The sequence below is a fragment of the Streptomyces sp. NPDC051738 genome, assembly GCF_044453205.1.
Taxonomy (GTDB): Bacteria; Actinomycetota; Actinomycetes; order Streptomycetales; family Streptomycetaceae; genus Streptomyces.
Genome location: NZ_JBITCM010000031.1, coordinates 1 through 22680, shown reverse-complemented (window position 1 = coordinate 22680; position 22680 = coordinate 1). Strand labels below are relative to the sequence as shown.

The 22680-nt window shown below is 70.5% G+C and carries 18 protein-coding genes and 1 pseudogene; 12 read left to right on the top strand and 7 right to left on the bottom strand.

Annotation, left to right across the window (positions count from 1 at the left end; translation table 11 throughout):
- Positions 1-2 precede the first annotated feature (2 nt).
- The 3 genes from ACIA8X_RS43260 to ACIA8X_RS43250 all read left to right on the top strand — a co-directional run bounded on the left by ACIA8X_RS43260 (position 3) and on the right by ACIA8X_RS43250 (position 3929).
- Entirely contained in the window at positions 3-782 is a 780-nt protein-coding gene (locus tag ACIA8X_RS43260) for an ABC transporter permease (RefSeq protein ID WP_393460792.1), read from the top strand.
- 25 nt (positions 783-807) lie between these two features.
- On the top strand, positions 808-2286 hold the full coding sequence (locus ACIA8X_RS43255; protein ID WP_393460789.1) for a dihydroorotase family protein: 1479 nt from the start codon (positions 808-810) through the stop codon (positions 2284-2286).
- Positions 2287-2450: 164 nt separating this feature from the next.
- On the top strand, positions 2451-3929 hold the full coding sequence (locus ACIA8X_RS43250) for a glutamate--cysteine ligase (RefSeq protein WP_393460786.1): 1479 nt from the start codon (positions 2451-2453) through the stop codon (positions 3927-3929).
- Between the two features lie 7 nt (positions 3930-3936).
- Here ACIA8X_RS43250 and ACIA8X_RS43245 read toward each other — a convergent pair whose 3' ends face one another.
- From ACIA8X_RS43245 to ACIA8X_RS43235, 3 genes are all read right to left on the bottom strand, one after another.
- Positions 3937-5064 carry a Gfo/Idh/MocA family protein gene (locus ACIA8X_RS43245; RefSeq protein WP_393460783.1) on the bottom strand — a complete coding sequence of 376 codons (1128 nt, stop codon included), beginning with the start codon at positions 5062-5064 and terminating at the stop codon, positions 3937-3939.
- On the bottom strand, positions 5034-5744 hold the full coding sequence (locus tag ACIA8X_RS43240) for a ThuA domain-containing protein (RefSeq protein WP_393460780.1): 711 nt from the start codon (positions 5742-5744) through the stop codon (positions 5034-5036). Before ACIA8X_RS43240 ends, ACIA8X_RS43245 begins: the two co-directional genes overlap by 31 nt.
- Positions 5745-5834: 90 nt before the next feature.
- Positions 5835-6707 (bottom strand): class I SAM-dependent methyltransferase, encoded by an 873-nt coding sequence (locus ACIA8X_RS43235; RefSeq protein WP_393460777.1) that lies wholly within the window; start codon positions 6705-6707, stop codon positions 5835-5837.
- Between the two features lie 248 nt (positions 6708-6955).
- Between ACIA8X_RS43235 and ACIA8X_RS43230 the strand changes: the two genes are divergently transcribed.
- The 3 genes from ACIA8X_RS43230 to lpdA all read left to right on the top strand — a co-directional run bounded on the left by ACIA8X_RS43230 (position 6956) and on the right by lpdA (position 12748).
- A complete protein-coding gene (locus ACIA8X_RS43230; RefSeq protein WP_393460774.1) occupies positions 6956-10138 on the top strand; it encodes an amidohydrolase family protein in 3183 nt (1060 codons plus the stop codon).
- 158 nt (positions 10139-10296) lie between these two features.
- Positions 10297-11160 carry a hypothetical protein gene (locus ACIA8X_RS43225; protein WP_393460771.1) on the top strand — a complete coding sequence of 288 codons (864 nt, stop codon included), beginning with the start codon at positions 10297-10299 and terminating at the stop codon, positions 11158-11160.
- Between the two features lie 175 nt (positions 11161-11335).
- Positions 11336-12748, top strand: a complete 1413-nt coding sequence (lpdA, locus tag ACIA8X_RS43220) for a dihydrolipoyl dehydrogenase (protein ID WP_393460949.1) — start codon at positions 11336-11338, stop codon at positions 12746-12748.
- Between the two features lie 26 nt (positions 12749-12774).
- Here lpdA and ACIA8X_RS43215 read toward each other — a convergent pair whose 3' ends face one another.
- The 3 genes from ACIA8X_RS43215 to ACIA8X_RS43205 form a co-directional block, all read right to left on the bottom strand.
- The gene (locus tag ACIA8X_RS43215) at positions 12775-13476 is read right to left on the bottom strand and encodes a CPBP family intramembrane glutamic endopeptidase (protein ID WP_393460768.1); all 702 of its coding nucleotides are present in this window, start codon (positions 13474-13476) and stop codon (positions 12775-12777) included.
- A 30-nt stretch (positions 13477-13506) separates the two neighbouring features.
- Positions 13507-15450 (bottom strand): glycoside hydrolase family 5 protein, encoded by a 1944-nt coding sequence (locus ACIA8X_RS43210; protein WP_393460765.1) that lies wholly within the window; start codon positions 15448-15450, stop codon positions 13507-13509.
- Positions 15451-15529: 79 nt separating this feature from the next.
- Positions 15530-15988, bottom strand: a complete 459-nt coding sequence (locus ACIA8X_RS43205; protein ID WP_393460762.1) for an Lrp/AsnC family transcriptional regulator — start codon at positions 15986-15988, stop codon at positions 15530-15532.
- Positions 15989-16050: 62 nt separating this feature from the next.
- Between ACIA8X_RS43205 and ACIA8X_RS43200 the strand changes: the two genes are divergently transcribed.
- The 5 genes from ACIA8X_RS43200 to ACIA8X_RS43180 all read left to right on the top strand — a co-directional run bounded on the left by ACIA8X_RS43200 (position 16051) and on the right by ACIA8X_RS43180 (position 20725).
- On the top strand, positions 16051-16761 hold the full coding sequence (locus ACIA8X_RS43200) for an AzlC family ABC transporter permease (RefSeq protein WP_393460759.1): 711 nt from the start codon (positions 16051-16053) through the stop codon (positions 16759-16761).
- Positions 16754-17083 carry a branched-chain amino acid transporter permease gene (locus ACIA8X_RS43195; RefSeq protein ID WP_393460756.1) on the top strand — a complete coding sequence of 110 codons (330 nt, stop codon included), beginning with the start codon at positions 16754-16756 and terminating at the stop codon, positions 17081-17083. The genes ACIA8X_RS43200 and ACIA8X_RS43195 overlap by 8 nt, the downstream gene beginning before the upstream one ends.
- Before the next feature lie 32 nt (positions 17084-17115).
- Entirely contained in the window at positions 17116-17892 is a 777-nt protein-coding gene (locus tag ACIA8X_RS43190) for a class I SAM-dependent methyltransferase (protein ID WP_393460753.1), read from the top strand.
- A gap of 132 nt (positions 17893-18024) precedes the next feature.
- Entirely contained in the window at positions 18025-20088 is a 2064-nt protein-coding gene (locus ACIA8X_RS43185; protein ID WP_393460750.1) for a discoidin domain-containing protein, read from the top strand.
- Positions 20089-20107: 19 nt separating this feature from the next.
- Positions 20108-20725, top strand: a complete 618-nt coding sequence (locus ACIA8X_RS43180; RefSeq protein ID WP_393460747.1) for a TetR/AcrR family transcriptional regulator — start codon at positions 20108-20110, stop codon at positions 20723-20725.
- On the opposite strand, the gene ACIA8X_RS43175 is transcribed toward ACIA8X_RS43180, so the two are convergent.
- Entirely contained in the window at positions 20714-21841 is a 1128-nt protein-coding gene (locus ACIA8X_RS43175; protein WP_399460598.1) for an acyltransferase family protein, read from the bottom strand. The genes ACIA8X_RS43180 and ACIA8X_RS43175 overlap by 12 nt on opposite strands.
- 225 nt (positions 21842-22066) lie before the next feature.
- Here ACIA8X_RS43175 and ACIA8X_RS43170 point away from each other — a divergent pair.
- Positions 22067-22680 (top strand): annotated as a pseudogene (locus ACIA8X_RS43170) (DNA primase); the annotation flags it as partial.

The window sequence follows — 22680 nt, the reverse complement described above, 5'->3', positions numbered from 1 at the left end:
GCGTGGACCTGAGGGAGCGTCCCGAGCTGCTGCTCGTGCCGGCCGTCTTCGTGACCGTCGTCCTCTTCTGGGAGTTCGCGATCCCGGCCTTCGGCGTGGACGACTATGTGCTGCCGCGTCCGTCCCAGATCCTCGACGCCCTGCGTACGCAGCTGTCCGACCCGCTGTTCTGGGGCCATCTGAAGGTCACGGTCCTGGAGTCGCTGTACGGCTTCCTCCTGGGCGTGGGGGCGGCGCTGGCGCTGGGCACGCTGATCGCACAGGTGCGGCTGATCGAGCGCGCCCTCATGCCGTACATCGTCGCCTTCCAGACGGTGCCCAAGGTCGCCCTCGCGCCGCTGTTCGTCGTGTGGTTCGGCTTCGGTATGACGAGCAAGGTCGTCATGGCGGCGGTGATCTCGTTCTTCCCGATGCTGGTCAACGTGATCGAGGGGCTGCGCTCGGCGGACGCGGACCGGATCCAGATGCTCACGGTGTTCGGCGCGAGCAGGTTCCAGGTCTTCAGGATGGTGCGGCTGCCGAGCGCGCTTCCCTTCGTGTTCGCCGGTCTCGACATCGGCATCGTCTTCGCGCTCCTCGGCGCCGTCGTCGGCGAGTTCATCGGGGCGAAGGAGGGCCTCGGCTATCTCCTGCTCCAGACCAACTACAACTTCGACATCGCCGGGATGTTCGCCGTGCTGGTGGTGCTCTCGGTACTGGGGCTGATCGCCCACTTCGTCATCCGATTCGCCCAGAAGCGCCTCGTCTTCTGGTCCGAGGAGAACCGGGTGCTCGGCGCATGAGCAGCCCAGGGAAAAGGAGGCCGGTGTGACCGCGTACGACTTGGTGGTCAAGGACGCCCGTGTAGTCAGCCACGACCATGACGAGGCCCGGCCCGCGGACATCGCCGTCAGCGGCGGGCGGATCGCCGCCGTGGCTCCCGATATCGACACGTCGGGCGCGCGGCGGGTGGTCGACGCCGGCGGCAGGCTGGCGTTCCCCGGCGTCGTGGACGCCCACCAGCACTGGGGGATCTACCACCCGCTCGGCGAGGACACGGCCACCGAGAGCCGCGCGTGCGCACAGGGCGGGGTGACCACCGCCCTCACCTACATGCGGACCGGCCGCTACTACCTGAACAAGGGCGGCCCGTACGCCGACTTCTTCCCCGAGGTGCTGGCCACCGCCTCCGGCCGCACCCACGTCGACTACGGCTTCCACCTGGCGCCGATATCCCGCGACCACATCGACGAGATCCCGGATCTGATCGAGCGGTTCGGCGTCACGTCGTTCAAGGTCTTCATGTTCTACGGCAGTCATGGCCTGCACGGCAGATCTGCCGACCAGAACGCGTTCCTGATGATCCCCGAGGACGAGCGGTACGACTACGCGCACTTCGAGTTCGTCATGCGAGGCGTGCAGGCCGCACGCGAGCGCTTCCCCGACCTGGCCCAGCAGATCTCGCTGTCCCTGCACTGCGAGACCGCCGAGATCATGACCGCGTACACCAAGCTGGTCGAGGAGGCGGGCGAGCTGACGGGGCTCGCCGCCTACAGCGCGTCCCGGCCGCAGCACTCCGAGGGGCTGGCGGTCACCGTCGCCTCGTATCTCGCCCACGAGACCGGCCTGCCGACCGTCAACCTGCTGCATCTGTCCTCCCGCAAGGCGGTGGACGCGGCGGTACGGATGAGCCGGGCGTTCCCGCACATCGACTTCCGCCGCGAGGTCACCGTCGGGCACCTGCTCGCCGACATCACCACGGCGCACGGCCTCGGCGGCAAGGTCAACCCGCCGCTGCGGCCCCGTGACGACGTCGAGGCGCTGTGGGAGTACGTGCTCGACGGCACCGTCGACTGGGTCGTCAGCGACCACGCGTGCTGCCGGGAGGAGCTGAAGTTCGGTGAGCCGCAGAACCCCAAGGACGCCGTCTTCCTAGCCAGGGCCGGATTCGGCGGAGCCGAGTACCTCCTGCCCGGCCTCCTCACCGAGGGCACGAAACGCGGCCTGCCGCTGGGCCGTATCGCCGCCCTGACCTCCTGGAACCCGGCCCGCCGCTACGGCCTGCCCGCCAAGGGCGCCCTCGCACCCGGCTACGACGCCGACATCGCCCTGGTCGACCCGGACCACACCTGGACCGTGCACGCCGCGCAGTCGGAGTCGTCGCAGGAGTACACCCCCTTCGAGGGCTTCGAACTGACCGCCCGGGTCACCGACACGTTCCTGCGGGGCCACCACATCCTGCGGGCGGGCCGGATCACGGGCGAGCCGAGGGGCGCGTACCTGTTCCGCCCGACCCTGAGGGCCTGATCACTCTGTGCCGCACGGACGAGCACGTTGTGTGCCCCCGCGCGTCGTCGGTCCGTCCGCCCACGCGGTACCGCGGGAGTGCCGCGCCGCTCCGACTGTCCTGCTCGCCCCCGAAGTGCCACTCTGGGACGAAAGGATCCGCCGAGGGAACTCGGGAGGGCCCGATGGGACGTGATGTGCCGGCCCTGGTGTTCACGCGGGAGGACCGCCGTCAGTACCGGGAGAAGATGCACACCTGCCTCGACGTGCTGGCGCAGATGCTGCGCGAGTCGACGTTCGAGAGCGAGCGGCCCCGGGTCGGGCTGGAGATCGAGCTCAACCTGGTGGACGCCGACGGGCTGCCGGCGATGCGCAACACCGACGTCCTCCAGGCGATCGCCGACCCCGCCTGGTCCAGCGAGCTGGGCCGCTTCAACCTGGAGATCAACATCCCGCCCCGGGAGCTGACGACCGGCGGCCCCGGCGCCTGGGAGCAGGCGATCCGTGACGCGCTCAACCACGCCGAGGAACGCGCCGCTGCCGTGGGCGCACACCTCATCATGATCGGCATCCTGCCGACCCTGGGGGAGACGCACGTCGACGAGGCCGCCCTGTCCGGCGATCCGCGCTACCGGCTGCTCAACGAGCAGATCTTCGCGGCGCGCGGCGAGGACCTGCGGATCACCGTGGACGGCGTGGAGCGCCTGGCGACGTACGCCGACACCATCACCCCCGAGGCCGCCTGCACCAGCACGCAGTTCCACCTTCAGGTCGCACCGAAGGATTTCGCGAGCTACTGGAACGCCGCCCAGGCCATCGCGGGCGTACAGATCGCCCTGGCGGCGAACTCGCCCTACCTCTTCGGCAAGGAACTGTGGCGCGAGACCCGTATCCCCCTGTTCGAGCAGGCCACCGACACCCGCCCGCAGGAGATCAAGGCCCAGGGCGTACGCCCCCGGGTGTGGTTCGGTGAGCGCTGGATCACCAGCGTCTTCGACCTGTTCGAGGAGAACGTGCGCTACTTCCCGGCGCTGCTCCCGCTGTGCGACGACGAGGACCCGCAGCAGGCGCTCGACAGCGGCGGCGCCCCGCAGCTCGGCGAGCTGACCCTGCACAACGGCACGATCTACCGCTGGAACCGCCCCGTCTACGCCGTCACCGACAGCGGCCCGCATCTGCGCATCGAGAACCGGGTCCTGCCCGCCGGCCCCACGGTCGCCGACATCATCGCCAACGGCGCCTTCTACTACGGCCTCACCCGCGCCCTGGTCGACGAGGACCGGCCGATCTGGACGCGGATGTCCTTCTCGGTCGCCGAGGAGAACCTCCACACCGCCGCCCGGGACGGCATCGACGCCCGTCTGTATTGGCCCGGCGTGGGCGAAGTGCCGGTCACGGAACTGGTGTTGCGGCGCCTGCTGCCCCTGGCCCATCGGGGCCTGGAGCTGGCCGGCATGGACACGAGCTGGCGCGAACCCATGCTCGGCATCGTCGAGCAGCGTTGTGTCACCGCCCGCAACGGCGCCCTGTGGCAGGCGGAGACGGTCCACCACCTGGAGAAGGGCGGCACCGCCGACCGGTACGAGGCGCTGCGGCAGATGACCAGGACGTACATGGACTTCATGCATCTCAACGCGCCCGCGCACACCTGGCCCGTGGACTGACCTGCGCTCACCGCGTCGGCGAGGGTCGGCCGGCGCCTCCCCGCCACTCGTCGGCGGGCGTCAGCGGGACGGGTACGGGCGGCTCCGCCGACGTCGTCAGCTCGATACGGCGACCCTCCGCTGACGAGCGCAGCAGTGCGCTCATCGTCTCCAGCACATGCAGGGCGAGGTCACCGTTCGCCCGGGGTGCCCGCTGCCCGTCCGCGGTGATGAAGTCGAGCAGACCGACGCCCCGTGCGGCGTCCACGTACCCAGCGGACGGCGGGAGCGCACACCACTGCGTGCCGCCGAGTTCGAAGAGCCGTACCTCACCGTCGAAGTGGTTCGGATCCGGAACCGCCAGGGTGCCCGCGTCACCGTGGACCTCGATCGGGACGGCTGTCGTGGTCACGCCGTCGAAGCTCGTCGTGATCGTCGTCAGCGCCCCGCTCACGTGCTCCAGCACGCCGGAGACATGGCTGTCCACCTCGACCGGAATCCGCTCGCCCGTACGCGGGCCGGAGCCGATCACGCGCTCGGCGCGCAGCCGGCCGGCCGCCCCGATCACGGCACGCACGGGGCCCAGCAGATGGACCAGGGACGCGAGATAGTACGGCCCCATGTCCAGCAACGGGCCGCCCCCGGCGGTGTAGTAGAAGTCCGGGTGCGGATGCCAGCGCTCGTGCCCCGCGGTGACCATCACGGCCGAGGCGAACTGAGGGCGCCCGATGACGCCCGCCGCCACCGCGGCCCGCGCCGTCTGGATTCCGGTGCCCAGCACGGTGTCCGGCGCGCACCCCACCCCGACACCGGCCTTCGCGGCGGCCTCCACCACGGCATGGGCGTCCGGGAAGTCGGCGGCCAGCGGCTTCTCTCCGTAGACGTTCTTGCCGTGGCCGATGGCGCCGAGGGCGATCTGAGCGTGGGCCGCCGGGACGGTGAGGTTCAGCACCGTGTCCACGTCCGGGCTGCTCAGCAACTCCTCGACGGTCAGCGCCTCGACGCCCGGGAACTCGGCGGCGACCGCGGCCGACCGGGAGGCGTCGAGGTCGGCGACCGAGGTGATCCGTACGGCGGGATGGCCGGCGAGCGTGTCCAAATACGCGCGGGAGATGACCCCGAGCCCTACGACGCCGACGCGGTGCGGGTCGCCCACAGCATGCCCCTCTCGATGACGGTGCGGACGTTCGGGTCCTCCAGCACGTCGAGGCTGTGCCCCGGCGTCGTCACCACGATCCGTCCGGCGCCCCAGTGGCGGGTCCAGATCGCCGGCGAGGTGACCGGCCGGTGCCAGGGCTGCCACGGCCGGGCGGGATGGGTGGTGGTGGCCAGGACGTCGATCAGGTCGTCGTGGAGCACCCAGTACTGCTCGGTGTGCAGCTCGAAGTCGTCGATGCCCGCCGTGACGGGGTGCTCGCGGCCGAGCTCCGTGAGGGTGACGGCGTACGGCAGGTAGTTGTCCTCCTGGCCGCCCTGGCGATCGCATGGCTCCTTGCCCGGGTGCGTCGCGAACTGTCCGCCCACCAGGTGGAGATAGTCGGAGGAGGCGCGGAAGGAGTCGGCGATGCCGCCGTGCCAGCCGGTGAAGCCGGTGCCGGCCTCGACCGCCGCGCTCAGTCCCGCCAGTTGCTCGGCGCTGATCTGCGACATCGTGACGCACTGGACGACGAGATCGGTGGCGGCCATCTCGGTGGCGTCGGCGTAGACGTCGGTCGACTCCTCGACGCGGACGGTGTAGCCGTTGCTCCGGAGGAAGGGCAGGAAGAGTTCCGTGGCTGCGACCGGCTGGTGCCCCTCCCAACCGCCTCGTACCACCAGGGCTTTCTTCAGCGTCATCTCGTTGAATCACCGTTCCCGTGGCCGACCCCGTAACACCGCTCCCTCACTATGTGCCGGTGCGCTCGCGCTCAGGAAGGGGTGCCGAGATCACGAAAGTTTCGCGTCGGGGCCGGGGTCGCCGGTTCGGGCGTCGACCAGCCAACAGGCCCCGGTGAAGCGGACTTCGGCGCCCCGCACAAACGGATCGAACGCCGCGCGGACCGTCTCGACGACCCGTGCGCGGGTCTGCTCGTCGGCCTCGGGCAGCACCTGACCGACCGGCCCGAGCCGGGTGAAGTAGCCGATCAGCTCCGGCTCGGGCAGGGTGCAGGCGACGTCGATCGGCCGGATGTCGATTCCCGCCCATCCGCTCTCCTCCAGGATGCGGCGGACCTTGCCTGCGTCCGCGAAAGCGAACTGTCCCGGCCCGTCCGGCCGGCGGGCGGGGAGGTTCGGCAGGAGCGGTGCCGCGGCGCGCTCGGCCGTCGTCATGAACGGATTCTCCTCGGGGCCGCGCCAGACGATGAACCGCATCCCGGCCCCGTCCCTCACCGCGCGCCGAAGATTCGCGAAGGCCCGGACGGAGTCGTTGAAGAACATGACACCGAAACGCGAGATCACGGTGTCGAAGACAGCCGGTTCGAACGAGTGATCCTCTGCGTCGGCGCAGACGAAGGAGGCCGGTGCCGCCTCCCGCTCGGCACGCTCCCGGGCGGCGGCGATCATCGGCGCGGAAATGTCGACGCCGACACAGCCACCGCCCGGACCGAGCCGTCGCGCGACGGCCACCGTGGTGCCACCGGTCCCGCAGCCGACGTCGAGCACCCGGCCTTCGTGCCCGTCGGGTACCGCTTCGACGAGCAGGTCCTCATACGGCTTGAGCATCCTGTCCAACAGTGCTTGCATCGCCACCCAGGCATGCGCGGCGGGTCCCTTCCAACGGGCCGCCTGTTCGTCGTCCGTCCTGCGTGTGACGTCCATGATCGCCTCCTGGGCGTGTCCTCACCGGGCCGCAATGACAGCGTGCTACTTCAACTCAACTACGACATGCCGCCGCCTGCCCGGCCCCGAGCCCCATGGAGTGCCCCACAACTGCTCTTTCTGGTCCAGCAGGCACGAAGATCGGCCGAGAAACGCCAGAGCGGGGCCCGTAACCGGGTCCCGCCCTCTACGTTGCCACCAGTGGTCTCTCCTGTCCGGCCCGCCAACTCCGTGCACTGGGAGCTTCCTTGGACCCCGCAGACGCCTCAGCCGCCCCTCACATCGGCCCGCTCTCCCGCCGCAGATTCCTCCAGGTCACCGCGACCGCCGGCGTCACCGCGACGGCGCTCACCACCGTCGGCACCCCGGTCGCGACCGCCGCCACCGGCACCACCACCCTCTCCCTCACCGCCGCCACCGGCGGTTCCGCGACCCTCGCCCCCTCCGGTGACCGGCTCGTCGCCGAGATCCAGAACGTGCTCTGGTCCATCCCGAGGGAGGGCGGCACCGCCGTCCAGCTCACCCCGCCCGGCCTCGAACCCACCCGCCCGCAGTTCTCGCCCGACGGCAGCCGACTCGTCGTGTGTGCCTACCGCGGCGGCGGCTTCCACCTCTGGACGCTGCGGCCGGACGGCACCGGGCTACGGCAGCTCACCCACGGACCGTGGGACGACCGGGGCCCGGCCTGGTCGCCGGACGGCACCCGCGTCGCGTTCGCCTCCGAGCGCGGCGGCGACACCGTGACCGGAGCCCCGTACCGCATCTGGGTCGTGGACGTGCGCACCGGCGAGCTGACCCGGCTCACCGGGCACCCCGGACAGCAGGGCCCGGGGCAGGACGCCCGCTGGGAGGACTTCGACCCGGCGTGGTCCTCCGACGGGAAGCGCGTGCTGTTCGTCCGCGCCGGCGTCACCGCGACGGGCGCCCTGCGCGCGAGCACCGTCGCGTCGGTGCCCGCCGAGGGCGCGGGCCCCGTCACCACCGAGCACACCGACGACTCCGGCGCCCAGCTCATGACGCCCGCCGTCGCACCCGGCGGACGCCTGGCCTACCTGCGCACCACGGCCTCGCCCGCGGCCTCCTGCACCCTCGTCGTGGACGGGAAACCGGTCCCCGTCGAGGGCGACCTCCTCCCCGCACCGCCCCGCTGGACGGATGGCGACCGACTGCTCCTCACGGTCGACGGACACTTCCGCCTGGTCGACCCGGACGCCCCGGCCACCGGCGAGGAGATCCCGTTCACGGCCGCCCTGCCCGTGCATCGCCCCCGCTACCGCGCCAAGGCCTACGACTTCGACGGCGCCGGCACCCGCCCCGTCCGCGCCCTGCACCTGCCCGCCCTGTCACCCGACGGCCGCAGCGTCGCCTTCGCCGCGCTCAACGCGCTGTGGATCGGCGGCACGACGGGCGGCCGTGCCCCGCGCAAGGTCCTGCAAGTCCCCGCCACCCGCTATGTGCTGGCGCCGACCTGGACACCCGACGGCACGGCGCTGGTGTACGCCGACGACCGCGACGGACTGTTCGCCGTACGGCGGCGAGACCTCGACTCCGGAGCGGAGACCGTGCTCGCCGAGGGCGGCCGGGTCTTCCCCGCTCTGTCGCCCGACGGGACGCGGCTCGCCTGCCTGGACATGTCCGGCAACCTCGTGGTGCGCGACCTGCCCGACGGCAGCGAGCAGATCCTCGCCGCGCCGCTCGGCACCGGCGGCCTGCCCGGCCGGCCCAGCTGGTCGCCCGACGGCCGGTACGTGGCCCTGTGCGACCGCAACCGCCTCAACCAGCGTTTCCGCGAGGGCTACAACCTCATCCGCGTCGTCGACACGACCACCAAATCCGCCACCCTGTACGCCCTCGCCCCGCACACCTCGCTCTCCGACCGCTACGACTCCGGCCCCGTCTGGTCCCCGGACGGCCGCTGGATGGCCGTCATCGCCGAGTCGGCGCTCTGGCTGCTGCCGGTACGGGCCGACGGCACCCCGGAAGGCGAGCCCCGCAGGCTCACGACCGAACCCGCCGACCACCCGTCCTGGTCCGCCGACGCCCGCACCTTGCTCTACTTCTCCGCCGGCACCCTGCGCCTGCTCGACCTCGACAGCGGCCGGACCCGTACCGTCCGCGTCCCGTTGGAGCTGCGCAGACCGCGCCCGGCCGACACGGTCGTGCACGCGGGCCGCCTCTGGGACGGCACCGGCTCGGACGTCCGTGAGGACATCGACGTCGTGATCCGCGACGGCCGGATCGCGGAGGTGTCCCCGCACCGCACTGGCCGCCCCGCCGCACGCCGCGTCGACGCGAGCGACCGCACCGTGCTGCCGGGCCTGTGGGACGCGCACACCCACCCCTGGCAGACCACGTACGGCGGCCGTCAGACCGCGCTCCAACTCGCCTACGGCATCACGACCGCCGTCTCCCTGGGAGGCTTCGCCTACGAGCAGGCCCGCATCCGCGAGGCGGTCGCCGCCGGCGCCCTCGCCGGGCCACGGCTGCTGACCACCGGCGAACTGCTCGACGGGGCGCGCGTCGCCTACAGCATGGGCCGCGCCCACCGCACCCCGGAGGGACTGCACCGTTCACTGGCGCGCGGGGCCGCGCTGGACTGGGACTTCGTGAAGACGTACGTACGCGCCCCGGGCTGGGTGATGAACGAGGCCGCGGAGTTCGCGCACGAGCGGCTCGGGGTGCGCAGCGGCAGCCATCTGTGTACGCCGGGTGTGCAGCTGGGCCAGGACCTGACCACCCATCTGCAGGCGACGCAGCGGCTGGAGTACGGGCACGCGACCTCCGCCACGGGCCGCGCCCACCAGGACGTCGAGGAGATCTACACCCGCGCGGGCTTCCACCTCGTCGCCACCCCGTTCACCGCGCTCGCCCTGCTCGGCGCCGACCCCGCGCTCGCGGACGACCCGCGCGTCACCGCGCTCATGCCACCGTGGGACACGGCGCTGGTCCGCGAGCAGGCCGGAACGCCGCCCACCGCCACCCAACTGGCCACGTTGGCAAGGGAGATGGGCGTCTACCAGCGAATCCTCGCGGGCGGCGGCCTGATCGCCCTCGGCACGGACCAGCCGATCGTCCCGGTCGGCCTGCACCTGCACCTGGCCCTGCGCGCCCTGCACAGCGCCGGCCTGTCACCCGCCGAAGTGCTGCGCACCGCCACGCTGCTGCCCGCACGCGTCTTCGGCGCCGACGCCGACCTGGGCACCGTGGAGGAGGGCAAGCTCGCCGATCTCACGGTCGTGGACGGCGATCCCTTCACCGACTTCACCGACTTGATCCGTACGGCGGCGGTCCTGCGCGGCGGCGTTCTGTTCGAGCAGGCCGACCTGGTCGACGCCTTCGCCACCGCCACCACCCCCACCGAGCGACGGGCGGACGAGGAATGGCTGGAGGTGAGCCGCCGTATGCGCCGCGAGGGCTGCTGCGACCTGTGAGCCGGTCACCGAGCCGGACATGAGCCGGTCATGGTCCCCACACGCTTCGTGGGACATCTCCACAGGAGCATCACTTGGACTGCGCACAGCCTGTCCAAAGCCTCGTTAGCGTTGCGAGCCATTCGATCACCGCCGTTCGACCCCCAGGAAGCTCGCAGATGGACTACTGCTCCTCGTGCCGTCGGCATCTCAACGGGGCACTTGTGTGCCCCGGGTGCGGCGCCTACGCCCCGGACATCGCTCCCTCCGCGACCGGGGGTTCCACCGCGTCGATCATGCCCGGAGCGGCGGCGACCGGAACACCGGAGTGGGAGACGCCCGCCGTCGACACCTGGTACGACGGCTACTTCCGGGACGAGCCGGCGCCGCGCGCCGACCTGGACGAGACGGCACCCGTCGACCTGCCCGCCGACGCGCCGGACGTAGAAGGTGTGCCCGTCGCCCCGATGGGCCGGGCAGCGCGGCGTCGCCAGCGGGCCCGCTGGAAGAAGAACCAGCGCCGGGCCGTGGTCGCGACCGCTGTCGCCCTGGTCGGAGGCGGGCTGACCGTCTCGGCGATGAACCGGGGAGGCACCGACAAGGCCCAGGCGGCCACCGCGCCGGAGAGGCCGACCGCCGAGCTCCCGGAGCAGCAGCAGACGGAGTTCACCCGTCCGGCGTCCACTGCGCCGGACACCCAGGATGCCCCGCGCACCGCCACGACCCCTTCGCATCTGTCTCCGACCAACGCGGAGCGGGAGTCCGTCACCACGCCGCACACCACGCGGCAGTACACCCGACCGGACGTGGCCGCCACACCGAGCCCCACGGCGACCACGGTCCCGCAGACGCAGACCGTTTCCCCGACCGCGGGCGGCTCCAACTCCGGCGACAGCGGTGACTCGTCGGCCGACGAGCAGGCGCCGACCCCGACGGCGACCGACGGCTCCGACACCGGAACCTCCACGTCACCGGCGAGCCCCGCACCCGAAGAGACGTCACCGGCACAGCTCTGCGTGCTCAACCTCGTCTGCCTCGGCTGACCACGCCGGGGACCTGACCCGACCGTCGGAGCACACGGCACCTGAGATCACCGTCACTCACCCGCATCGCCACACAACATCGTCGATGCGGTCATGCTGGAAGAAGCCGTACGCCGTGCCCGGCACGGCCCGGCCACCAGCAGAGCGGGATGTCGTACTCAGGAAGGAACTCTCCATGGTCGAGCAGGACGAGCGCTTCGATGTCGTGGTCCTCGGCGCGGGCCCGGGCGGCTATGTCGCCGCCATCCGCGCCGCCCAGCTGGGCAAGCGGGTCGCCGTCGTGGAGGAGAAGTACTGGGGCGGCGTCTGTCTGAACGTGGGCTGCATCCCCAGCAAGGCGCTGCTGCGCAACGCCGAACTGGCGCACATCTTCACGCGCGAGGCTAAGACGTTCGGCATCAAGGTGGAGGGGCAGGTCTCCTTCGACTTCGGCGAGGCGTTCCGCCGTAGTCGCAAGGTCGCGGACGGCCGGGTCAAGGGCGTCCACTACCTGATGAAGAAGAACAAGATCACCGAGATCGACGGCCGCGGCACCTTCCTCGACCCGCACACCCTCCAGGTGGCGGGCTACGACGGCGAGACCCGCACCATCGGCTTCGACCAGTGCATCATCGCCACCGGCGCCACGCCGAAGCTGCTTCCGGGCACCCGGCGCAGCGCGCGCGTGGTGACGTTCGAGGAGCAGATCCTGGCCGAGGAGCTGCCGCGGTCGATCGTCATCGCGGGGGCGGGCGCGATCGGTGTCGAGTTCGCCTATGTGCTGCACAACTACGGCGTGAAGGTCACGATCGTCGAGTTCCTGGACCGGATGGCCCCGCTGGAGGACGCCGAGGTCTCCGCCGAACTCGCCAAGCAGTACCGCAAGTTGGGCATCGACGTACTCACCTCCACCCGGGTCGACGCCGTCGACGAGTCCGGCGAGCAGGTGCGCGTCACGGTCACCGGCAAGGACGGCGCCCAACAGGTACTGGAGGCCGACAAGGTGCTCCAGGCGATCGGCTTCCAGCCGAACGTCGAGGGCTACGGCCTGGACAAGACCGGCGTGACCGTCACCGAGCGCGGCGCGATCGACGTCGACGGCCGCTGCCGTACGTCCGTCCCGCACATCTTCGCCATCGGCGACGTGACCGCGAAGCTGATGCTCGCGCACGCCGCCGAGGCCATGGGCATCATCGCCGCCGAGACCATCGCGGACGCCGAGACGATGGAGCTGGACTATGTGATGATCCCGCGCGCCACCTACTGCCAGCCGCAGATCGCCAGCTTCGGCTGGACCGAGGCACAGGCGCGCGAGCAGGGCTTCGACGTGAAGGTGGCGAAGTTCCCCTTCACCGCGAACGGCAAGTCGCACGGTCTGGGCGACGCGACCGGCTTCGTGAAGCTGATCAGCGATGCCAAGTACGGCGAACTCCTCGGCGGCCACCTGATCGGCCCAGACGTCACCGAGCTGCTGCCCGAACTGACCCTGGCTCAGCAGTGGGACCTGACCGTCCACGAGGTCGCCCGCAACGTCCACGCCCACCCGACCCTCGGCGAGGCGGTCAAGGAAGCGGTGCACGGCCTCGCCGGGCACATGATCAACTTCTGAGGGTTCAGCCTTGGAGTTCTGGGGGCTCAGCCGTCGAGCCACCAGCGGGCCGCCGCCCAGGCCATGACGTAACCGAAGCCGTTGACCGCCCAGTGCAGGGCCATCGGTGCCAACAGACTGCCGGAGCGGCGGCGCAGCTCACACAGGACGACCCCGGCGACGGCCGTGGCGACGATCGCGACGGCCACCGTCGGTGCCACGCCCGCCGGGCCGTCCCCGAAGAGCGAACCGACGGCGGCGTTGGACCGGTTGATGCCGCGCGACGGCAGCAGGTGCCACAGCCCGAACAGCAGCGACGACACACCGGTGGCCCAGACCGTACCGCGCCGGCGCCGGATCATGGCCCACAGCACCCCACGGAACGCGGTCTCCTCCAGCAGCACGGTCCCGAACGGCACCCGGACCAGCGTCACCCACAGCACCTGCGCCACCGACAGATCGGCGGCCCTGGCGTCCCGGAACGCCTCGCGGCCGGCCGGGGCGGCGAGGAGCAGCACCACCACGAGCAGGACAATCCCGGCCATCACGGGAGCCCACCGCAGTCCCCGGCGCAGCCCTGCCGCGTCGAGCCCCAGGTCGGCCCGGGTGAGACCGTCCCAGCGGGCGAGGAGCAACAGGACGGCCGTCGCGGCCACGCAGACGACCACATACATGCCGGGGCTCCGCGCGAGCCAGTTGTTCAGCAGGTTCGCGGCGGCGAGAACGGCGACAGCACAGACGATCGGCATCCGGGTTCAAGGATGCCCCGACCGCGCCGTTCAGCTCAGCTTGCGGCAGTACAGCGCGTCGGGAGTCCGGGAGGAACCCACCCGACCGGTGTACGCGACCCCGGCCGCGTACTCGTCGTCCGCGCACTGCCCCTTGTAGTGGCCCTGCGCGAAGTCCCCGCCCTTGGGGGCCGCCCCTCGGTTGTCGCCCCGGTCGAACCAGACCGTACGGCCGCTCGCGCCGAGCCTCCCGGCCGGGGCGGTGGCGCACAGGGCGGCGGAGACCGCGGCGCCGCGCACGCTGTATCCGATGAGGAACCGGCCGTCGGGGCACTGGAGTTTGGTGTAGCCCGACGCCCAGTCGCTCCCCGATGCGACATACCGCTCGTCGACGACGACCTCGTGCCCGCCGGCCGGGTCCCACAGGGCACCGGCGGCCACGTCCGAGCACAGGCCCCGGTTGCCGGTGTGGCTCAGGCCCAGCAGTCGCTGCCCGTCGGGGCAGACGGCCTTGCGGGCGCCCGAGTCCCAGTCGGGCAGGGCCCTCATCCGCCGTGACTGGACGAAGTCGCCGTGGTCGGGGCTGAGCATGGACCAGTCGGCGACCGGTGCCACCGGCCCGCGGCGGCCCTCGGCCTCGATGAGCCGGGTCCAGGCCGCGGCGCGCCAGTCGTCACCGTCGTAGAGGCCCATGCGGTTGCCGTCGGCGTCCCAGTGGAGCAGGGCCCAGCCGTTGCCCTTGCGGTCCTCGTGCCAGCCGACCAGCGGCCAGTACGCGAAGTCGGCGTCGGTGCGGATCAGTTGGTCCACGAAGTTCTCGAACCAGGCGCGCTGCTTGGTGCCCGTCTCCTCCCGGCCGCCGACGCCGAACTCGCTGATCCAGACGGGAGCGGTGAAGTGCCGGTCCTGTTCGGAGGTGACGAAGAAGGCCTGGCGGTTCAGGACGGCGATCAGCTCACCGGGGCTCAGGTCCCGGTAACGGGGATCGCTGGTCTCGCCCGTTCCTGTGGCGCCGCTGTGGTTCGGGCCGGTGTAGTCGTAGAAGTGGGCGGAGTACACGAGCTTGCCGGAGTCGACGAGGGTGTGGGAGAGGCGGCGGGCGGGCTCCAGGGTGGGGCGTTCGTGCGCGAAGCCGTCGACCGGGATGCCGGTCCAGTTGATGCCCTCGACGATGATCAGCAGATCCCGGTTGGCCTCGGTCAGGATGCGGTCGCCGACGCGCTGCGAGGCCGCGAACCAGTCGTGGTCGTCGCCGAGGCCCCAGTTGGGGTCGTCCCAGATGTCGCGGCGGACCTCGTTGTAGAGATCGGCGCCGACGACCCGCTTGTTGTCCTTGTAACGGCGAGCCATGAACAGCCAGTCGTTCTCCCACTCCTCGGTGGACCGGCTCGCGTTCCAGCGTTCGTTGCCGTCGACTCCACAGCACCAACGGGTCGTGTTCGTATGGTTGTTGAGGATCACCGCCAGCCCGGCGGCGGTCAGCTCACGCACCACCGCGTCGTACACCTGGAGCGGGGTCCTGCCGCGCAGTGCGGGATTGGCGGCGACGGCGTCGTCCGTGACCGGACCGCTGTCGTGGACCATCTCGCCCGAGAAGGGCAGCCGGATGCTGTTGATCCCGATCTCGCGGAACCCGGCGATGATCTCGGCCATGGGGGCGCGATCCAGACCGAGCGGAATCCGCCCTGAGTTCTCGCCTGCGTGGTGGCTCGCGTCGTCGGCCGGATCGCCGGACCCGTTCCAAGTGCCGCTGGCCCCGTGCCAGTTGCCGGAGCGCAGCTGGAAGCGGTCCCCGTCGGCGTCGACGATCCAGCGGCCCCGGGTGCTGAGCGGCGGCGTCCAGTCCTCCGCGACGGCCGTCACCCCGGGCGGGGCGGCCTCGACGGCGGATCGCTGCTCGGCCGCGGCCGCTGCCCCGGGCAGGGACATCAGCAGGGGCAGGAGGAGTACGGCGGCGAGTGTGGTCCTCACCAAGGATCCGCGCACGGGCACCATCCATCCCGACGGCTACTTTGTCATGGCGGCGTCATCATGAGGGATGGCGGCGTATTGGTCCAGTCCTTCAAGCGGTCGGTCACGGGCCGGCCTTGATCGTCTTCATGGTCAGGTGGGACTCGACGCGGAGAACGCAGGGGATGCCGGTGAGCTTGCCGGTCAGGAAGGCCTCGTAGGCGGCGTGGTCGGCGACCGCGACGCGGATGAAGTAGTCGGGGCGGCCGAACATCCTCCGGAACTCCGTGACCTCCTCGTAGGAGGCCACGGTGTCCTCGAAGTCCAGGAAGGTCTTGCGGTCGGTGGCGCTCACCTCGACGTCGATGAGGACTTCCAGCCCGCGACCCACGGCCTGCGGATCGATGACGGCCCGGTAGCCGGCGATGACACCGGCCTCCTCCAGTCGCTTGACCCGGCGCAGGCACGGGGGCGGTGTCAGGCCGACTCGTTTGGCCAGCTCGACATTGGTCAGCCGACCGTCCTGGCGCAGATGGAACAAAATTTCTCGATCTAGCGCATCAAGGCTCACTTCATTGCTCACGAGCTGATCGTAGAGCCATTATCGGCAACCATATGAGGTACGAGTTTTCCTAAAATGTCGCCATGCCCATATCCGCCGCCGCTGTCGGCGCCTCGCCCCGGCATGCTGCCTTCCAGGACTCCGCCGCCGTGGGCCTGGGGTTCGTCCCGCTCGGCATCGCCTTCGGGGCGCTCGTCACCCGGTCGGGGCTCGACTGGTGGTGGGCGAGCCTGTCCAGCGCGGTCGTCTTCGGCGGATCGTTCGAGTTCCTGCTGATCGGCCTGGTCACCACCGTCACCCCGCTGGCGACGATCGCCGTGGCCGCGTTCCTGGTGAACCTGCGACACGTCTTCTACGCGCTGTCCTTCCCCCTGCACCGGGTGACGGGCCGCCTGGGCCGGACGTACAGCACCTTCGCGCTCTGCGACGAGGTCTACGCCCTGACCGCCGGGGAGCAGGCCCGCTCCTGGTCCGGACGGCGCATCCTCTGGCTGCAGTTCTTCCTGCACCTGTACTGGACCGCAGGCGCCACCGTCGGAGCCCTGCTGGGCGCCCTGATCCCGGGCGGCGTCACAGGCCTCGACTTCGCGCTGACCGCGCTGTTCACCGTGCTGGCCCTCGACGCCGTCCGCGACCGGCACGGCGACCTGCCGACGCCGCTGCTCGCGCTCCTCAGCGCCCTCGCCGCCCGTCTGCTCCTCCCCGGCCAGATGCTCCTGGCGGCCTTCGCCCTGTTCCTCGCCGGGCTCCTGGCCCGGCACCTCGCCACCGCCCGGAAGCCGAGCCATGCCTGACGCCCGCTATGCCATCGCCGCGGTGCTCGTCGCAGCCGCCGTCACCTGGACCCTGCGCGCCCTGCCCTTCGCCGCCCTCGCCCCGCTGCGCGCGAGCGCCACCGTGCGCTACCTCAGCACCCGTATGCCCGCCGGCATCATGGTGATCCTCGTCGTCTACTGCCTGCGTGACCTGCCGCTGACCCAACCCCGGGTCCTCGCCCCGCTGCTGGCCCTGGCCGTCACCGTCGGCCTGCACCTGTGGCGCCGCAACGCCCTGGTGAGCATCCTCGGTGGTACGGCCCTCCACGTGGCGTTGACGAGCATGGTGTTCGCCCACTGAGGGCACCGCGTCCCAAGGAAGGCACGATTCGCATGCCGGCCAGGAACCTCACCGTCAACCGGGCTGCCCTCACCCATCGCCTCGCCTACGCCCTGCGCCACCCCGACCGCGTGCCCCGCCATCTGGCCCGCACCGCCCGGGACATATGGCTGCGCAACCGCCACCCGGACCACGTCTCCTACTACCGCGCCGTGATGCGCTCCGACACCCGGGCCGACCCCGACACGGCGGTCGGCAGCCACAGCCGCGAGCGGTGGCTGGCGCTCGGGGCGATGCAGTTCGACTACCTGGTCGGCCACGGCCTGCGCCCCGAGCACCGGATGCTGGAGATCGGGTGCGGCAACCTGCGCGGCGGCTGGCGGTTCATCCGCCACCTCGACCCCGGTCACTACTACGGCATCGACATCTCGCCCGACATCCTCTTCGCCGCCCAGGACACCGTCGCGGAGATGGGCCTGCAGCGGCGGCTCCCCACGCTGACCCCGGTACGCGACCTGACGCTGCGGTTCCTGCCCGACGCCCACTTCGACGTCGTGCACGCGCACAGCGTCTTCTCCCACTCGCCGCTCCCGGTCATCGACGAGTGCCTGGCCAACGTCGGCCGGGTGCTCGCCCCCGGCGGCTGGTTCGACTTCACCTTCGACCGCACCGAGGGCGAGGAACACCACGTCCTGCGGGAGGACTTCTACTACCGCACCGAGACCCTTGTGGCACTGGCCGAGAAGCACGGCCTGCGGGCGCGCTTCATGACGGACTGGGAGGCGCTGCCGCACGGCCAGTCCAAGATCCGGGTCACCCACGGCGAGTGAACCGACGCCCCGTCATCAGGTCATCCGTCCCGGACTCTTGACTCGTAGAGCGGGAATGGCGATCCTCTTTCGCACATCTTGCGAGGTCATGACAACCCGACCCCGCATCCCGCCGACCGAGGGACGTGGGCAGTGACCAGTGCCGGACGCCCGTACCGCAGACGCAAAAACGTCACCGTTGTGTCGCTCCTGCTGCTCATGCTGTCCATCGTGCTGGGCCCCACGCCCAGCTCGGCGGCCGGAACCGACTGGTGGGAGCCGACCGCCCGACCCGCGCCGGACTCCGGGATCAACGTCACGGGGGAGCCCTTCAAGGGCACCAACGCCCAGGGCGAAGTGCGCGGCTTCGTCGACGCGCACGACCACATCTTCTCCAACGAGGCCTTCGGCGGCCGTCTGATCTGCGGAAAGCCCTTCTCCGAGCAGGGCGTCGCCGACGCCCTCAAGGACTGCCCCGAGCACTACCCCGACGGCTCGCTCGCCATCTTCGACTTCATCACCAACGGCGGCGACGGCAAGCACGACCCGGTCGGCTGGCCCACCTTCAAGGACTGGCCCGCCCACGACTCGCTGACCCACCAGCAGAACTACTACGCCTGGGTCGAGCGGGCCTGGCGCGGCGGCCAGCGCGTCCTGGTCAACGACCTAGTCACCAACGGCGTGATCTGCTCCGTGTACTTCTTCAAGGACCGCAGCTGCGACGAGATGACGTCCATCCGGCTCCAGGCCAAGCTGACGTACGACATGCAGGCCTTCATCGACAAGATGTACGGCGGCACCGGCAAGGGCTGGTTCCGGATCGTCACCGACAGCGCGCAGGCCCGCGACGTCATCGAGCAGGGCAAGCTGGCCGTCATCCTCGGCGTCGAGACCTCCGAGCCCTTCGGCTGCAAACAGATCCTCGACATCGCGCAGTGCAGCAGGGCGGACATCGACAAGGGCCTGGACGAGCTGCACGCGCTGGGCGTGCGCAGCATGTTCCTGTGCCACAAGTTCGACAACGCCCTGTGCGGGGTCCGCTTCGACTCGGGCGGGCTCGGAACGGCCATCAACGTCGGCCAGTTCCTGTCGACCGGCACCTTCTGGAAGACCGAGACCTGCAAGGGGCCCCAGCACGACAACCCCATCGGCAACGCCACGGCGGCCGAAGCCGAGAAGGAGCTCCCGGCGGGCGTGGAGGTCCCCTCGTACAGCGCGGACGCCCAGTGCAACGTCAGAGGGCTCACCGAACTCGGTGAATACGCCGTCCGGGGCATGATGAAACGCAAGATGATGCTGGAGATCGACCACATGAGCGTCAAGGCCACCGGCCGCGCGCTCGACATCTTCGAGGCCGAGTCCTACCCCGGCGTGCTCTCCTCGCACAGCTGGATGGACATGGACTGGACCGAACGGGTCTACGGCCTCGGCGGTTTCATCGCCCAGTACATGCACGGCTCGGAGGGCTTCATCTCCGAGGCCAAGCGCACCGAGGCCCTGCGCGACAAGTACGGCGTGGGCTACGGCTACGGCACCGACATGAACGGCGTCGGCGGCTGGCCGGGACCGCGCGGAGCGGACGCCCCCAACAAGGTGACGTACCCCTTCAAGAGCGTCGACGGCGGCTCCGTCATCGACCGGCAGACCACCGGCGAGCGCACCTGGGACCTGAACACCGACGGCGCCGCCCACTACGGCCTCGTCCCGGACTGGATCGAGGACATCCGACGCGTCGGCGGCCAGGACGTGGTGGACGACCTCTTCCGGGGCGCCGAGTCCTACCTCGACACCTGGGGGGCCTCCGAGAACCATGAGCCCGGGGTGAACCTCGCGCGCGGCGCGACCACCTCCGCCAGTTCCTCGGAGTGGAGCCTGTTCACCAGCTACCAGCCGAACCGGGCCGTCGACGGCGACGCCGGCACCCGCTGGGCGAGCGACTGGAACGACGACCAGTGGTACCAGGTCGACCTCGGGTCCACCCACCTGGTCAAGCGGGTCACCCTCGACTGGGAGCGCGCCTACGGGAAGTCGTACCGCATCGAGCTCTCCACCGACGGAGCGAACTGGCGGACCGCCTGGTCCACGACCGCCGGCGACGGCGGCCTGGACACGGCCCGGTTCGCAGCGACACCGGCCAGATACGTACGCGTCCAAGGGCTGGACCGTGGCACCGACTGGGGCTACTCCCTCTCCGAGGTCGGCGTCCACAGCAGCTGACACCCACGAGAGGCGATCCATGGCACGGTTGCCGTCCGCCGAGCGGCGGCGACAGCTCACCGAAGCGGCGATCAGGGCGATGGCCCGGGACGGCGTCCCCAGGACGACGACCCGGTCCATCGCCGCCGAGGCAGGCGTCTCCCTGAGCGTCTTCCACTACTGCTTCGACTCCAAGCAGGCGCTGATCGAGTCCGTCATCACGACCCTCACCGACCACTCCGTGACGGTGGTGCAGGAGGCCATACGGCCCAGAGCCACCCTGGAGGAAACCGTCCGGGCCGGCTTCCAGGCGTACTGGGACCACGTCCGGGCTCACCCGGACGAGCACATGCTCACCTACGAACTGACCCAGTACGCGCTGCGCCAGCCCGGATTCGAGCATCTGGCACGACGGCAGTACGAGCTGTACACCGAGACCTACGCCGAGCTCATCGACCAGCTGCGCCAGACCATGGGCCTTCACCTGCGCGTACCCGCCCCCGTCCTCGCCCGCTACCTGGCCGCCATGACCGACGGACTGACCCTCAACTACCTCGTGCTCGGCGACGAGACGGCCTGGAAGGACATCCTCGACACGGTCACCACGCACATCGCCGGGCTGGTACGCGAGCCCGGACAGGGGACGTCACCCGCGTAGGGCGGCCCGCTCCCGGGCCGGTTCCGCCGTGTCCCGCCGAAAGAGCCACCGCAGCTCCGGCTCGACCACGAAGCGCAGGACACGCCGGACGGGCGGGGTGCACAGCAGGGTCACGACCCCGGCGGCGACGACGGTGACGACGACCGCGCCGAGCGGCCGGTGGATCCAGGCGGGGTCGTACCAGCCGAAGTACTTGGAGGCCTGCGCGACGAAACCGTGCAGCAGATAGCCGTACAGCGTGCCCGCGCCCAGCGCCGTGCACCACATCCGCCGCCCGGGCACCCAGGCCAGGAAGCACGCCACCAGCAGCAGCGAGCAGCCGAACAGCATCGGCGTCATCACGACCCCGTACCACCCGGGCGCCCCCAGCTCCTCGGCGCTGTCGCGGTGGTAGAACCAGCTGCCGGTCATCCGGGGCACTGCCCAGTACGCCACCACCAGCGCGCCCGCGAACACGGGCACGGCCGCGATCCGCGCCGCCCGGCGCCGCACCAGCCGGAAGTGCTCCGGCTTCAGCGACAGCCCCAGCACGAAGTACGGCAGGAACTGCAGGATGCGCTGCAGGTCGAGGTCGTTGCCGATGGACGGCGAGAGGGTCGCCAGCATCGCCACGCCGAGCGCGAGCGGCACCGGCAGGCGCACCCGCTGCCACAGCGGGGTGGTCAGCCGCCACAGGAACAGCGCCGCCAGGAACCACGTCAGATACAGCGGGTCCAGCAGGCTGATCGGGCGGTCCGGCTCCTGGTCGGTCCACCTGGTGAAAAGGGTGTACGCCGTCTCGAAGACGACGTAGGGGACGACCAGCCCGGTGACCAGGCGCTTGAGGTGTTTCGGGCGCCCGTCGAAGCCGCGGGAGAAATACCCCGACACGACGATGAAGGCCGGCATGTGGAATGCGTACACGAGCATGTACAGCGCGCTGACGCTCCGGCTGCCGTCCCGCAGCGGCTCCCAGGCATGCCCCACCGCCACCAGCACGATCGCCGCGTACTTGACGTTGTCGAAGTACGCGTCCCGCTGCTTCGCGGGCGCGGGCGCGGGCGCGGGCGGCGCGGCCGTGACACGACCGGGAGCGCTGTCCGGGGCGGTGACGGCTGTGGGGATGGACTTGGACATCCCACGCGCCTCACCACTTCCGGAGCAGGCAAACCTCCTGTGGCGGAACCCGCCCGCCACCTGCGCAGCAGCCGGGGCCATAGGGCCGTCAGGGTGTGGTCGTAACCCATGTGATCGCCCCAAATGGTGCGACCCGGAGGAATGGCTGACGGTGGATCACGTCAAGGCCTGGCAGAAGTGGTGATGAAGCGTCAGCCACCCAGGCCGTGACGAAAGGATTCACCTATGCGCTCTGCCCGCATGCTGCTCGCCACCGCGACGGCCACGGCCGCCCTGGCGATCGCACCCGCCGCCTACGCCATGACCGCAAGTGACTGGGACAAGGAGGACTCGTCGTCCTCCTACAGCGACGACCACGACAAGGAGTCCGGCAAGGAGTCGGGCAAGGACGAGAAGGAGGAGGACAAGGGGAAGGACTCCGGCAAGGACGACTACAGCAAGGACGACTACGACAAGGACGACTACGACAAGGACTACAGCAACGACCACGACAAGGGAAGCAAGGACGACGAGCCCAAGGGCGGTGTCCACACGGGTGGCGGAGCGCTGGCGTCGGCTCTGACCAACGGGCACGACGACGACTACAGCAAGGACGAGCACGACAAGGACTCCGACAAGGAGGACTACGACAAGGACTCCGGTAAGGACGACTACGACAAGGACTCCGGCAAGGACGACTACGACAAGGACTCCGACAAGGAGGACTACGACAAGGGCGACAAGGACGAGGAGCCCAAGGGCGGTGTCCACACGGGTGGCGGAGCGCTGGCGAGGGCTCTGGCCAACGGTGACGACGACTACAGCAAGGACGAGCACGACAAGGACTCCGACAAGGAGGA

Excerpts from the sequence above, each read along its gene's own strand:
- ACIA8X_RS43250 (WP_393460786.1), top strand. The coding sequence starts at position 2,451 with ATGGGACGTGATGTGCCGGCCCTGGTGTTCACGCGGGAGGACCGCCGT.
- ACIA8X_RS43240 (WP_393460780.1), bottom strand. The coding sequence starts at position 5,744 with ATGACGCTGAAGAAAGCCCTGGTGGTACGAGGCGGTTGGGAGGGGCAC.
- ACIA8X_RS43235 (WP_393460777.1), bottom strand. The coding sequence starts at position 6,707 with ATGGACGTCACACGCAGGACGGACGACGAACAGGCGGCCCGTTGGAAG.
- ACIA8X_RS43225 (WP_393460771.1), top strand. The coding sequence starts at position 10,297 with ATGGACTACTGCTCCTCGTGCCGTCGGCATCTCAACGGGGCACTTGTG.
- lpdA (WP_393460949.1), top strand. The coding sequence starts at position 11,336 with ATGGTCGAGCAGGACGAGCGCTTCGATGTCGTGGTCCTCGGCGCGGGC.
- ACIA8X_RS43215 (WP_393460768.1), bottom strand. The coding sequence starts at position 13,476 with ATGCCGATCGTCTGTGCTGTCGCCGTTCTCGCCGCCGCGAACCTGCTG.
- ACIA8X_RS43210 (WP_393460765.1), bottom strand. The coding sequence starts at position 15,450 with ATGGTGCCCGTGCGCGGATCCTTGGTGAGGACCACACTCGCCGCCGTA.
- ACIA8X_RS43200 (WP_393460759.1), top strand. The coding sequence starts at position 16,051 with ATGCCCATATCCGCCGCCGCTGTCGGCGCCTCGCCCCGGCATGCTGCC.
- ACIA8X_RS43195 (WP_393460756.1), top strand. The coding sequence starts at position 16,754 with ATGCCTGACGCCCGCTATGCCATCGCCGCGGTGCTCGTCGCAGCCGCC.
- ACIA8X_RS43190 (WP_393460753.1), top strand. The coding sequence starts at position 17,116 with ATGCCGGCCAGGAACCTCACCGTCAACCGGGCTGCCCTCACCCATCGC.
- ACIA8X_RS43180 (WP_393460747.1), top strand. The coding sequence starts at position 20,108 with ATGGCACGGTTGCCGTCCGCCGAGCGGCGGCGACAGCTCACCGAAGCG.
- ACIA8X_RS43175 (WP_399460598.1), bottom strand. The coding sequence starts at position 21,841 with ATGTCCAAGTCCATCCCCACAGCCGTCACCGCCCCGGACAGCGCTCCC.